At 40.1% G+C, this 13,794-nt stretch carries 12 protein-coding genes; 8 read left to right on the plus strand and 4 right to left on the minus strand.

Annotation, left to right across the window (positions count from 1 at the left end; all coding sequences use genetic code 11):
- Positions 1 to 50 precede the first annotated feature (50 nt).
- The 5 genes from FNZ24_RS09570 to FNZ24_RS09590 all read left to right on the plus strand — a co-directional run bounded on the left by FNZ24_RS09570 (position 51) and on the right by FNZ24_RS09590 (position 7,010).
- Positions 51 to 779, plus strand: coding sequence for a SapC family protein (locus tag FNZ24_RS09570; RefSeq protein ID WP_153914260.1), 729 nt, complete (start codon positions 51 to 53; stop codon positions 777 to 779).
- Between the two features lie 34 nt (positions 780 to 813).
- Entirely contained in the window at positions 814 to 1,827 is a 1,014-nt protein-coding gene (locus FNZ24_RS09575) for a cupin-like domain-containing protein (protein ID WP_153914261.1), read from the plus strand.
- A 100-nt stretch (positions 1,828 to 1,927) separates the two neighbouring features.
- On the plus strand, positions 1,928 to 3,457 hold the full coding sequence (locus FNZ24_RS09580) for a tryptophan halogenase family protein (protein ID WP_153914262.1): 1,530 nt from the start codon (positions 1,928 to 1,930) through the stop codon (positions 3,455 to 3,457).
- A 44-nt stretch (positions 3,458 to 3,501) separates the two neighbouring features.
- On the plus strand, positions 3,502 to 4,296 hold the full coding sequence (locus FNZ24_RS09585) for a DUF6445 family protein (protein ID WP_228768437.1): 795 nt from the start codon (positions 3,502 to 3,504) through the stop codon (positions 4,294 to 4,296).
- Between the two features lie 71 nt (positions 4,297 to 4,367).
- Complete coding sequence (locus FNZ24_RS09590) at positions 4,368 to 7,010, plus strand: beta-glucosidase (protein WP_228768438.1); 2,643 nt, start codon at positions 4,368 to 4,370, stop codon at positions 7,008 to 7,010.
- 80 nt (positions 7,011 to 7,090) lie between these two features.
- Here FNZ24_RS09590 and FNZ24_RS09595 read toward each other — a convergent pair whose 3' ends face one another.
- From FNZ24_RS09595 to FNZ24_RS09605, 3 genes are all read right to left on the minus strand, one after another.
- On the minus strand, positions 7,091 to 7,552 hold the full coding sequence (locus tag FNZ24_RS09595) for a hypothetical protein (RefSeq protein WP_153914263.1): 462 nt from the start codon (positions 7,550 to 7,552) through the stop codon (positions 7,091 to 7,093).
- Between the two features lie 120 nt (positions 7,553 to 7,672).
- Positions 7,673 to 8,050, minus strand: coding sequence for a hypothetical protein (locus FNZ24_RS09600; RefSeq protein ID WP_153914264.1), 378 nt, complete (start codon positions 8,048 to 8,050; stop codon positions 7,673 to 7,675).
- A gap of 19 nt (positions 8,051 to 8,069) precedes the next feature.
- Positions 8,070 to 8,579: a tRNA-uridine aminocarboxypropyltransferase gene (locus FNZ24_RS09605; RefSeq protein ID WP_153914265.1), complete on the minus strand. Its 510-nt coding sequence runs from the start codon at positions 8,577 to 8,579 to the stop codon at positions 8,070 to 8,072.
- A 102-nt stretch (positions 8,580 to 8,681) separates the two neighbouring features.
- On the opposite strand from FNZ24_RS09605, the gene FNZ24_RS09610 reads away from it, so the two are divergent.
- The 3 genes from FNZ24_RS09610 (at position 8,682) to FNZ24_RS09620 (ending at position 12,115) form a co-directional block, all read left to right on the plus strand.
- A complete protein-coding gene (locus FNZ24_RS09610) occupies positions 8,682 to 9,305 on the plus strand; it encodes a LysE family translocator (protein ID WP_153914266.1) in 624 nt (207 codons plus the stop codon).
- A 658-nt stretch (positions 9,306 to 9,963) separates the two neighbouring features.
- Positions 9,964 to 10,464 (plus strand): hypothetical protein, encoded by a 501-nt coding sequence (locus tag FNZ24_RS09615; RefSeq protein WP_153914267.1) that lies wholly within the window; start codon positions 9,964 to 9,966, stop codon positions 10,462 to 10,464.
- Between the two features lie 172 nt (positions 10,465 to 10,636).
- Complete coding sequence (locus FNZ24_RS09620) at positions 10,637 to 12,115, plus strand: capsule assembly Wzi family protein (protein WP_153914268.1); 1,479 nt, start codon at positions 10,637 to 10,639, stop codon at positions 12,113 to 12,115.
- Between the two features lie 131 nt (positions 12,116 to 12,246).
- Here the strand turns inward: FNZ24_RS09620 and FNZ24_RS09625 are convergent, their stop codons facing one another.
- Positions 12,247 to 13,791: a sigma-54-dependent transcriptional regulator gene (locus tag FNZ24_RS09625; RefSeq protein ID WP_153914269.1), complete on the minus strand. Its 1,545-nt coding sequence runs from the start codon at positions 13,789 to 13,791 to the stop codon at positions 12,247 to 12,249.
- Positions 13,792 to 13,794: the final 3 nt, after the last annotated feature.

Genomic DNA, 13,794 nt, shown 5'->3' on the forward strand with positions numbered 1-13,794 from the left:
ATAAACGAATAATAAGCACAGCCAAGGCTGTATTTGATTAGGGTGTCAGCATGAACAAACCAGTATTACTTAATAGCGTAGATCATAAAGATTTAAAAATTATCACTGAACGCTCAGAAAAGTACGGTGATAATCTTTGGTACACGGTGACTTTCCCAGCAGAATTTAGAAGCGTACAAGCGCACTATCCTATCTTTTTTCAAAAAGACTCAAATACCGGCCAATTCTATTCAATTGCCATGTTTGGATTTCAACATAAAGAAAATTTATTCCTACAAGACGGTAAATGGCAAGCGGCATATATCCCGTTAACTGTTCGTCGCCAACCATTTTTAATCGGTCAGCAAACAGTACAGGAAGATGGTGTTGAGCAAATTCAACGAGTAATCCATTTAGATCCTAACAACCCAAGGATCAATGAAGACCAAGGTGAGCCGTTATTTTTCCCATACGGTGGTAACACTCCTTACCTTGATGAAGTCGGTGAAATGCTGGAAACCATTCACCACGGCTTAATTGATAGCAAAAATTTCATTGATACCTTAATCAAACTAGAGTTACTTGAGTCGTTCACTTTAGATATCGAATTAGATAACGGTGAAAAACATCAAATGATTGGTTTTTACACTATCAATGAACAAACCCTTGCCACGCTTCCTGCGGAAACACTCGCTGAACTGCATCAGCAAGGTTATTTGAATGCGATATATATGACACTGGCATCCCAATCTAATATCCGTCAATTACTGAACTTCAAAAATGCTCAGACAAGTGCTTAACCCTGTATCAGGCATATCTATAAGGTTGCTGTAAATGGATACCAAACTGACAGTAAGAGTGATTGAAAACAACTCAGTGAGTGACATCATTGCTGTGATTGAGTCAATCAATGAGCCGGTTATTTTTAAAAGAGCATGTGCCCACTGGCCTCTAGTGGAAGCTGGCCTTAAAAGTGCTGAAGATGCGGCTCAATACTTACTGTCTTTTTATCAGCAGACCCCAGTAACTGCTTATTACGTGGCACCAGAACATAAAGGCCGCGTATTTTATAACGAGCAAGTCAATGGCTTTAATTATCAGGCTGCTCAGCTCAATTTAAATCAAGTAATTGAGAAGCTGTTTGCTCACCAAGATGATGCATTGCCGCCAAGCATTTATATGGGTTCAACTGAAATTAATCATTTTTTGCCCGGGTTAGCCGCTGAAAACAGTTTACAACTTGAGTCAATCAAGCCATTAACCAGTGTTTGGTTAGGTAATCAGTCTCGTATTGCAGCTCATTTTGATTTTCCGCAAAACTTAGCTTGTAATGTTGTTGGAAAGCGCACCTTTACCCTATTCCCGCCCGAACAAGTGAGTAATTTGTATATTGGCCCGATGGAGTTTGCCCCGGGTGGTCAAGAAATCAGCATGGTCGATTTTGATAACCCTGACTTTGACAAATACCCCAAATACAAAGATGCCTTAGCTGCAGCGAGAACCGCTGAACTTGAAGCTGGTGATGTGCTTTATGTGCCCAGTATGTGGTGGCATCAAGTCAGTGGGATAGAGTCGTTCAATGTGCTGATTACCCATTGGTGGCGTGATACTCCGGCGTACCTTGGCAGGCCCAATAATGCCCTAGCAATGGCGATGTTAAGCCTTCGTTCATTGCCTAAAGCGCAAAGGCAAGCTTGGAAAGCCATGTTTGACCATTATGTTTTTGAACATGACGATGATGATGTTAGCCACATCCCCAAAGAAGCCCAAGGGATGCAAACCAAGCCACTTGATGAATTAAACGCTAGAAGATTAAGAGCTGATTTGATCAACAAATTAAAACGATAGGCTCTAAAGCATCATGCTTTATTGCTTGTTCATTAAAGATTTCAGATACGAATAAAGCGTTAATTACCAATGAGTGATTTAACCTTAAGGAAATACAGTTATGCAAAACCAAGCCTCCACTTCAGAAAGAGCGACTAGCGCAAAGAACAAACCAATTAAGAAAGTGGTCATCGCCGGTGGTGGCACCGCAGGTTGGATGGCAGCGGCTGCATTAACAAAATTATTAGGTAAAAACCTAGAAGTTGTTTTAGTTGAATCTGACGAGATTGGTACTGTAGGTGTCGGTGAAGCCACTATTCCTACATTACATATATTTCATCGCTTATTAGGTATTAAAGAACAAGATGTCATGGCGGCGACTAATGCCACCTTCAAGCTTGGGATTTCATTTGAAAATTGGCACGATGTGAATAAGAACTATATTCACTCATTTGGTTTTCTCGGTAAAGATTGTTGGGCCTGTGGCTTTCAGCACTTTTGGCTCAAGGGTCAGCAAAGAGGCATTGTCAGTGAAATAGGCGATTATTGTACTGAGCACTTAGCTGCTCGTGAAGGCCGCTTTGCCGTTTTACCAAATCAAGACTATAACCATGCATATCACATGGATGCGACCCTTTACGCTAAGTTTTTACGTGCTATCGCGGAGCAACATGGTATTACTCGTATCGAAGGTAAAATTTCAGATGTGTTGCAACACGAAGATACAGGCAATATCAGTGGCTTAAAATTGATGTCTGGCGAGCTTGTGGAAGGTGATTTATTCCTGGATTGTACTGGTTTTAGAGCCATGCTGATTGAAGGAACATTGAATACAGGTTTTGATGACTGGAGCCATTGGCTTCCTTGTGACAGCGCCATAGCTGTGCAAACAAAAACCACAGAAAAACCGATTCCTTATACGCGCTCAATCGCCCGAGACTCTGGCTGGCAATGGCGGATCCCACTGCAAAGCCGTACTGGCAACGGCATCGTTTTTTGCAGTAAATACATGAGTGATGAAGACGCAAAAACCACCCTAATGAATAACATAGAGGGCGAGCCGTTAACCGATCCCCGAGTGATCAAATTCCGCACTGGTAGCCGCCGTAAAACCTGGCATAAAAACTGTGTCGCAATTGGTTTGTCATCTGGCTTCTTAGAGCCACTTGAGTCCACCAGCATCCATCTAATTCAACGAGGTATTGTGCGTCTTCTGCAAATGTTCCCTTCACAAGGGATTGTTGAGGAGGACATTAATGAATTTAATGAGCAAACTCGTACAGAAACTGAAAACATCCGCGACTTTATCGTATTGCATTACAAAGTGACAGACAGAACTGATACCCGCTTTTGGCGTTACTGTAAAAACATGACTGTTCCAGCCTCATTGCAACACCGCATCGATATGTTTGATGCTTCAGGGAAAGTCTATAAACACGGAAACGAGTTATTTGGTGAAAGTTCATGGATCCAAGTGATGATGGGACAAGGTCTAGCGCCGAAACAATATCACCCTATTGTCGATATGATGGAAGATGAAGAATTAGAACACTTTTTAGGGTCTATTAAGGCTAAAGCCAAACAGAAAGTGGCCAATTTACCAGATCATTACGATTTTGTTCAGCATTACTGTAAATCTAAAATGCTGTAACCAATCATCTAACGGTCAATAAAAATAAAGGCAGTAAGCTTGTTATGACGCAGTCGAAAAACCAAACAGAAAGCTCTCAGACATCGAGTAGTCAAGAGAACAAGGTTAATGCTGAGGCTAAGCCATCGACATTAAATTCGATGGTCATGGTAAACAAGCCAATAAAACCTGAAATTCATTTTATTGGAGAGTCTAAAACTCCGGTCATTGTGATTGACGACTTTACTGCCGATATAGCTGATTTACAGCACTGTGCTAACCAAATCGACTTCACTTTAGATAAAGGCTCTTACTACCCAGGCGTAAGAGCAAAGCTGCCAAAAGATTATGTCATCGAAGTACTCAATCAAGTATTCCAATTGATTTATGATGTATATAAAATCCCTACTAATCTTCGTATAAAACCGCAAGCGACCTACTTTTCATTAATCAACCGTCAACCTGAAAGTTTAACCACCTTGCAGCGCATTCCACATTTTGATACTCCTGCACCTTATTATTTTGCGTTGCTGCAATACCTTAATGCTAGCCCCCATGGTGCGACCGCTTTTTTTAAACACGGGCCAACCAATTTTGAACGTATCACTCAATCGAATATGGATGAATACTTTCGGGCTGCAGAGCCTTATTTGCAACAGTTAGCCCCCTATCCAGCTAAGTATTTTGTCGACAGTAATGAGCAGTATCAGCAATATCATCAAATTGAATATAAACAACATCGATTAGTGATTTACCCAGGTAACTTATTGCATTCGACTTTAGTTAATCAGCAAACTGATATCGACAGCAATCCGAAAACAGGCCGCTTAACGGCAAACATATTCATTAATGTCAGTTAGCTTTACCACTACATTAATTTCATCAATTTTCTAAATGCTTTAAATAATCAATACTTAAAAGGGAGCCTCAGATGACACCGATAAAACGGTCAAAAATGAAAGCGCTTACAAAGAATAAACTTCGAGCTGTGTCGATGTCTGCTTCAATGCTGATACTTAGCAGCTCAGTTAGTTATGCCGACTCTTCCAATACTGCAGATTCATCAAGTACAGTGAAACAGTCACACGCATTATCAGTACTGAGTCAAAGTGAGCAACAACGTTTACAAAGTCGTTTATCAAAGGTTGAATCTGAAGTAGAGAGACTGTTACCGCAACTGACTTTGGAAGAGAAAGTATCTTTAGTCCATGCTGGCGGTAAGTTTCATATCCCAGCCATTGAGCGGTTAAATATCCATGAAATGTGGATGTCAGATGGTCCCCATGGTGTACGTTATGAAATCGACAGAAACTCATGGGCACCTGCTGGTTGGACTAATGATTACTCGACTTATTTGCCGCCTCTTACTGCAGTCGCAGCAAGCTGGGATCCAAAAATGGCAAGCCTACATGGCAATGTATTAGGCGCCGAAGCGCGTCATCGTAATAAAGATCTTATTCTCGGCCCAGGCGTTAACCTTGCTCGCCTGCCATTATACGGTCGCAACTTTGAGTATATGGGTGAAGACCCATATCTTGCTGCCACATTAGTCGTCCCAACTGTTAAAGCCATTCAAGCTAATGATGTCGGTGCAACCGTTAAGCATTATGCGCTAAACACTCAAGAGCTAAACCGTACTGGCGTCAATGCAAAGCCAGATGAACGTACGTTACGAGAAGTCTACTTACCCGCTTTTGAAGCGGCAGTAAAAGAAGCTAACGTTTATGCGATTATGGGCGCTTATAATGAGTTTCGCGGTACCAATGCCAACCAAAGTCATCACCTAATCAAAACAATTCTTAAAGGTGAATGGGAGTATGAAGGCGTTTTGCTAACCGATTGGAATGTTGATATTAATACCTATGATGCTGCAATGAATGGTTTAGATATTGAAATGGGCACCGCTGTCGAAAGTTATGATGAGTACTTTTTAGCAGCCCCGTTACTTGAAATGATTAAAGCTGGCAAAGTACCAGAGTCAGAGCTCGATGATAAAGTGCGCCGAATTCTGCGAGTTCAATTAAGTATCGGGATGATGGATAAGCAGCGATTATCGGGCGAGCGAAACACACAATCACATCGTGATGATGCTCGCACCATTGCGACCAATGGCGTAGTGCTATTAAAGAATGACAACCAGGTATTACCCCTTGATGCGAATAAGGTCAAAAACATCTTAGTGTTAGGACCTAACGCTGATAAACGACATGGGTTCGGTGGTGGTTCATCTGAAGTAAAAGCTTTATATGAAATTAGCCCACTTGATGGTTTAAAAGCAAAGTTTGAGCAAAGCAGCAACAAGGTCAACATTCAATACATGCGCCCTGCTAGCAGCCAATTTATGCCAATACCCAATGATTACTTAACGACCCGCCATTGGACAGGCACACCTTCTTGGCAAATCAATTACTATTCAGATAAACAACTGACGAAATTATCAAGCGAGTCTTGGATTGCAGATCCTCAATTTGACGCTAAAGGACAGCCTCAAAATGTTGAAATTTTAGCGAATATCAAGCCAATGGAATCAGGCAGCCATTCATTAAAAGTGCTTGGCGACGGACAAGTATCGCTATTTGTTAATGACGAATTGTTACTGAACGAAAATGCTAAACAAACCACAATTATCGATAAAGAAGTCAAACTAACAGCAGGTGAAACCTATGCCTTTAAATTAGTATATCAAGGTGACAGCAAGGTAACCCTAGGCTGGGAGACACCCAACAGCCTATATAATTCAGAATCTGAATATTTAACAGCGGCTAAACAGGCTGATGCTGTAGTTTATTTTGGCGGCTTAAGCCATGCAGATGACAGGGAGTCTATCGATAGACCTGATATGGTATTACCTGGTCAGCAAGATGAAATTATCAATAAGCTAATCAAAGCGAACCCTAATACTGTGGTATTCATGATTGGCGGATCTGCGGTTGAAATGCCATGGGCTGAAAAAGCAAATGCTATCGCTTGGGGCTGGTATGGCGGAATGGAAGCGGGTCATGCATATACAGATATATTATTTGGTGATGCGAACCCAAGCGGTAAAATGCCGATAACCCTTCCTAAAAAACTGCAAGATACTGCACCTATTTCGCTAAATGATTATAACGAGACAGAATCCTTATATTCTGAAGGTGTATTTATTGGCTACCGTTGGTTTGAACAACAAAAAATTGCTCCTGAATTTCCGTTTGGACACGGGCTTTCATATAGTAAGTTCACCTACGAAAATTTAACGTTTTCACAGAGTAAATTAAAAGGAGATGAAAGCTTAACTGTCAGTGCAAATATCACTAACACGAGTAAGGTTGACGGCGCAGAAGTAGCGCAACTTTACTTGTATGATGTTAAATCAAGCGTGCCACGGCCATTAAAAGAGCTTAAAGGCTTTGATAAAATTTGGCTTAAAGCGGGTGAAACAGGCCAGGTTAACTTTACTCTCAATCAACGCGACCTTTCCTTCTGGGATATCAATACTAATGACTGGTTAGCAGAATCTGGCGAGTTTAAAGTTATGATGGGTTCATCAGTTGAGGACATTCGATTACAAAAGAGTTTTCAATATCAACAATAACGAAATAGAAACAAGCTAAACTCCATCCCTCAAACTACGTAAACCGAGTAAATTAAATCTCGGTTTACGTTATTTATACTTCAGGCTTTTGTTTCAAGTTTTGTAGGCTCTGTTTGCTTTAGAGTTTTAAATATGCCCAATAGAGCCATGCCGAACACCATATAGAACAACTTAATGGCAGAAAACTCTAACGTCACTATTGGAGAATCCAAATGTCTTGATAACTCTTTAGAAGAAAAAACTTCAACAACGCTTAATATTAAAGGGTAACTAATCAGCAATAGAGCAGATAGCTTTAAAAAATGTGTAGATATTGGATATGATATGTAACGTGAGATTAATACAAGCGATAAGCCCATAATACTATTACTAATTAGCAGCAACCCTGCAGCTATTCTAATTTGCGCTTCATTAGCCCCCTTTGCAAATGGGTACACCTCTAGTAATTCTGCCATATAACTCATTGGCTGCAATACTCCCCATAATGGATAAAGTACAACAATTGCTGCAGCGGTGATTAACAATCCTTTGATAATAAACATGACTCTTCCCTAAACTATTTGTATACCTTACCTAAAAGCGCTGTTAAAGACACAAATAGGTATTTGAAGTTAAATAAGACCTGATAGCTGACCGCAAGTTCCAGTATTTAATCACAAACCCTATTTAACTTTCTGTTTAACTATTATTGAAGCGACAACTAGCAACATAGCAATGGCAAAAAAATCGACGAGATAACCTTGTCCCTGAGAAAAATTACCAAAAGGCATTGCGAGCGAGAAAGGCGCCTGAAAGGGAAAGAGCTCATTAAGTGGTAAAGGCCTTACGACTTGTGTAGCAAACAAAACTAACAGAGGAACAAGTCCCAATCGGTTTCCTTTAAGTACGCAGTAACTCCCAACAAAAGGAATGACAATAAACATTTGACAATAGCTGAATTGATAGAACCATTGTTCATGGGTCGGCTGGGTGAACATCAATAACATAGCAGCAATGAAACCATATAGAATTAATAAGACTGCTGATATTGTTTTAAGCATAATACATCCATGTTTGTCGTTATTTTTTCAAGTCAATTTGTAATCTAAGCAAATCCATAATTTTTTCAGCACATGATGAATTACCGTACTGTTTTAAAATATGTGCTGCGCACTCTGCGGTACATAATCCACCCTCTAGCTGATTCCTTCTTAACTTATAAATTGAATCTTCGGAGTTGTTAATGGACACTTTGTTAAGCGTTTTTAAATAAGGGCTTCGATTAAAGATTTTACGGGCTTCTTGCCACGTGGAGTCAATGATGATTAAAGCATCGAAATCCGATATAACTTTATTATTGGCAGCTACTTTTGCGTTACCAGAGTTATTCTCTGTTTGTTTATCTTTTTCAGTCTCAGGAAAAAGTAAACCGACACTAGACGAAATGATTAACTCAATTAATGCCTCATTGGGTTTTACTCTATCCCACTCAATTACCCAAGCATCTTCATCAAGGACTTGTTTGACCCAGCGCCCTGTATTATTGGGCCTAGTGATTTCTTTTTGATGAGTAAGTAATATGATTTTCATTTAACGGGTTCAGTAAACAAGGTAGTGAATAAGAGGGACATTGCATTGCTATATTTATTTAAGATAAGCTCAGCAGTCAATGTATCAGGAAGCACAATTATAATGGAACTCCAGCAATCTCTCAGCCTTTTATTTACCATGTTAGTGTTGGCTTTGGTTCCTGGCCCTGTGGTATTCGCTATTATTTCACGCTCTTTTTCCCATGGTTTAGTTGCAGCAATGCAGTTGTTTTGGGGAGTATTATTAGCTGACTATCTATTTATTTGTATTGCACTATTTGGACTAACGGCTTTAGCCAATGTTATGGGCCCAGCCTTTGTTGTCATCAAATATTGTAGTGCAGCATATTTGTGTATCTTAGGTTTACAACTCATCACTTCAAAAACTAAAACAGCTGAAATCCTTGAAGTTAAAAAGCCGGGATATTCAAGCGGCTTCAAACATACATTGACTGGCTTAATGATTGGATTAAGTAATCCTAAAGCAATAATTTTTTATATTGGTTTTTTCCCCGCTTTTGTTCCATCAAACAATATTAGTATCAATGACGTCATTCTTGTTATGAGTATTGCCACCCTTTCTTTTGGCAGTGTTAATTTTTGTTACTCACTCATGGCCGTAAGAGCTAAAAAAGTTTTTAGCTCTGCGAAAGCCAATTTGATTATAAATAAAGTCGCTGGCAGTGTGATGCTAATTGCTGGAATACTTATAGCATTTAGCATTTAGCTTTCGCTAAATCATATTAATAAACTGAACACGATATTTAATCATATTGACCTCTGTCACAATTTAATCATTACTTCGTCTTAGCTTAAAGAAACCCTTTTAAATGTTGTCATTAAGATCTATTGTTAATTTATATAACCCGAAGATACAACCATATACACACAAGTGTTGCAAAACGTTGTTATTCGGTCTGTATACAAATGAATCTATTCTCACATTCAAATCTAGGTATTAATATATCTGAACTCATTACATTCTGTTTAGTAAAGGAATCATCTCATGATTATTGAAGTCAAAGTTCACTGCAGTAATTGCAAAGAGCATCTGATGACCAATAGCAAATTCTACCCTGATGGTTTTTCTGATTGCCTTTGCCCGAGCTGCCACACTCGATGTCACTTTAGTCAGACTGTTGAAGAAATGATTTCTATATCCAAATGGTACAACCCATTAACCTGGGGAAAATTGAAACCTATTTCGCAGCTCAGTCACAAAGCGATCTAACAACTTTATATCGAGCAAATATTTCACTGTTCAATATTTCTCTGTCCATACCTCTCTGTCTATTTTAACCCAAATCGATTCAAGAGCTGTTCAGCTTATATAAGCTATTTTTAGTTTTTTACTAGGGCCGCACACGTTTAGGAAAAGTAAAGTTATGCAAGTATATTCTTCAGTCAATAGTCAACCAGCTAGCAATTCAAGTTCTGTAAATACTACTGTTGCACCTTCTAAATCTATCGATTCAGCTTCTTCTAATGGCTTGCCTTTGAGCTCTGCTGTTTCAGCGACTCAAGCTACTCCTCAAACTGATACCGTAACAATCAGTGCCAGAGCGATGTCTATGTCGTTAAACATGTCTACTTCGAGCACCGAAACGGCTAATGACTCAACAGTCCAGCCTGCTTTACCAAACGATGGTGAAAAAGTTGAAAATTATGTTCATTATAAGAAAGCTCAAGCTCAGTATCAGTTCTATTCTGATTTAGCAGGTGTTGCTAATGGTAGCGATAGTTCAATGAGTGCGACTTCAGCTTATATTGTAAAAAATAATGATGAAGCAAGAGCCGCAACGGTTCAGGCTGCCAATATGAACAACCAACAAGATATGTTGAATACCTATATTGAAACGACTCAAAGCATAAACGAAAGCGTATAGGTTTTTAATTTTAAATAACAATCTTAAACTACGTATCCGTAACTATCATTTTATGTTACAAGCAGTAAATTAAATGCTTAAGTATTAGTTGTAATATTCAATAGGCTGTTATCATTGTCGATAACAGCCTATTTTTTATTTGATGTATTACAGTCATTATAATGAGTACAAAATGAAGTTAAAAATACTAGCAGGGATAGCTTTACTAAGCAGTTTTTCCACCCATGCAGCTTGGTGGATAGAACCAACCGACTTACCACTTCGCGCAGACATTCAACTATTAGCCGACACTGGCATTATTCTTCAACCTGTGACGACGTTTCCATTGATGTGGTCAGGGATAAAGTCAGACCTTGATAACGCAGCTGAAAGCCCGATGACGGTTCATCAAAAAGACGCTTATCATCGTGTTATGCGCGCCTATAACAAAGATCATCAAGCAATAAACCTTGGCGCCAGTCTATCAGGTGCGAATGAACAAGCGCGCTTCATTGGGTACGGCAATGATTATCGAGATAAAGCAGAAGTTGAGTTCACAGCAGAAGTGACTCAAGACTGGTTTAGTGGACGCCTTGCAGCGAGCTATCACTACGATGCCATTGATGGCAACGAATCACGCCTTGATAACAGTTTCGCTGCGGTAAAACTCGGCAATTGGATTGTGACCGGTGGCGCTGTCCAAAAGTACTGGGGGCCTGGCTGGGATACCGGTTTAATTCAAACGACAAACGCTCGCCCAATGCCAGGGATTACCTTTTCAAGAAACAACAGTAATGCGTTTGAAACGCCTTGGTTGAATTGGATTGGCCCTTGGACATTCACCACCAGCTTTAGCCAAATGGAAAGCGAGCGCTATGTTCCCGATACTCAACATTGGGGCGCACGCGGTACCTTTAAACCTATCTCTAAGTTAGAGGTTGGTTTCTCTTGGACCATGCAATGGGGCGGCGAAGGCTATGGAAATAGCTTATCAGACTGGTGGGATGGCCTGACAAATGGCGGTGTAGATGAAGGTGATGAAGTCAATGGTCAGGAGAACATGCTTGCAGGTTATGACTTCAGATGGTCAGATACCGCATGGGGCGTGCCATATGGCATTTATTATGAGCGTATCCATGAAGATTATCACAATGGAAAAAATAGGCTGATAAACGCATCTAACATGGGCGGCGTTGATATTTATATTGCCGAGTTAAGTACCCGATTTTTTGCTGAGTACTCTGATACAGCCGCATCATGCGGAATAGAATCGGATGTTTACAACTGTATGTATGAGCATGGTTTTTATCGAGACGGTTATCGTTATTACGGCAGAAGCCTTGGTAGCACATACGATAATGATTCGCGGGTTGTGGTGTTAGGTGGTATTACTCAACTTGAACATGGCCAAAGTCTTAGTACTAAGTTCCGCTATGCTAAATTAAACTTTGATGGCAGCGATGTAAGTTATCCTGAAACATCTGAAGGCGGTAACCCAGTTTCACCTGGTCGATACGAACGTTTATACCAAATTGATGCAAGCTATCATCGCCCATTTTATGAAGGAAAACTAAAACTTGGCGGTACAGTTGGTTACAGTGAATATCCTGAGATTGAAACAAGTAGCGATTGGGAAACCACCTTTTATGCTGGTTGGGAACGTGACTTCTAAACAGTTCATATCAATAGCGTAAACTCAATTCTTAGGATTTACTAAGCTAAAGCATTAAAAAGCCCATCAACTGTGATGGGCTTTTTGTTTACTGCCTTTTATTTACTGTTTCGAGCTTTAGATTCAGCTCATTAAAGCCCTTTATCTTCCCACTGCTGCTTTTTACGATAAATTGTCGATGGGCTCACATCTAACAGGGCAGCAGCTTTAGGAATATTGCCATCACATTGAGAGATGGCAGTTTCAATGGTTATTTTTTCAGTTAACCAAAGTGGCTGGATGTCTTCTTCAGAAGTGATTGCATGAACAAACTGTTCATTAAGCGCAACTGAACTGCTTGTACTAGAACTTGGTATTTGTGCACTATCCATATTATTTGAATGAGACTGAACATCAGGCTCGGATTGAGATAGATGGCTGGCATTAATTTCAGTCACTGTCGCCCCACCACTATTTTGTAACTGAGTCACTGTTTCATTCACTACTTCAGGTTTATTCAAGGTTAATGCTGAAGTCACCTGCGCAGGAAGCATGGTTAAACTGACCTCATCAGCAATGTTAAGCACCACAACCTGACGTATTACATTTTGTAGTTGACGGACGTTACCTGGCCACGAATATTGGGTAAAACAACGTTCAACTTCTGAACTAAAACGCTTAAAGGTTTTACCTTCTTCTTTACTATATTGTTTTAATAGCTTTTTAGCGATTGAAATAACATCTTTACCGCGCTGTCTTAATGGCGGAAGTTCAATAGGTATCACGTGCAATCGATAGTATAAATCCTCTCTAAAGCGACCTTCTTGTACTTCTTTCCAAGGATCTCTGTTGGTTGCACTGATAAATCGGACATCAACTTTTTCTTCTTTGCTGCCACCGACTCGCTGAAACACCCCAGTTTGAATAAACCTAAGCAGTTTACTTTGCAGCTCTAAGTCCATCTCACATAGCTCATCAAGAAACAGAGTGCCGCCATCAGCACGAGTTGCAGCACCATCACGATTGCTGACAGCGCCAGTAAACGCACCTTTGGTATGGCCGAAAATTTCACTTTCAATTAAATCTTTGGGAATTGAAGCACAATTAAGCGCGATAAAAGGTTCTTCAGCCCTTATACCTGCTTCATGGATCGCTTGGGCACAGACTTCTTTACCCGTGCCGCTTTCACCGACTACAAAAACTGATGCTTTGCTGTTTGCAACACAATCAATGGTGTTATAAACCGTTTGCATAGCAAGTGAGTCACCAATAAAGCCATGAAAATTTGTTTTAGGTAAGCTGTTTTCATAATTCGAAACTAATGCGAGCAAATCACGTTGTTTGAGCGCATTTCGCACTGTGATTGATAGCCTTTTACTATCAAAAGGCTTAATTAAAAAATCAAACGCGCCAGCACGCATAGCATCAACAGCTAAATCAATCGTGCCATGTGCAGTGATCATGATAACCGTAATATTAGGGTATTCTTTTTGGACTTTAGTCAAAATATCCATACCAGACATATCCGGTAATTTGATATCGAGTACCAGTAAATCAGGCTGTTTTCGGGCAAGCTCTTTTAAAGCGTCTTCACCAAAATTGACATGGGTGACTTCTGCGCCTTCCGCGCACAGATACTCACTGTACAACGCACCTAATGACATACTGTCTTCTACAAGAATGGCACTAAATCCCATGTG

Origin of the sequence: Shewanella sp. TC10 (assembly GCF_009663145.1) — a bacterium.
In the GTDB taxonomy this organism is placed as follows: domain Bacteria; phylum Pseudomonadota; class Gammaproteobacteria; order Enterobacterales; family Shewanellaceae; genus Shewanella.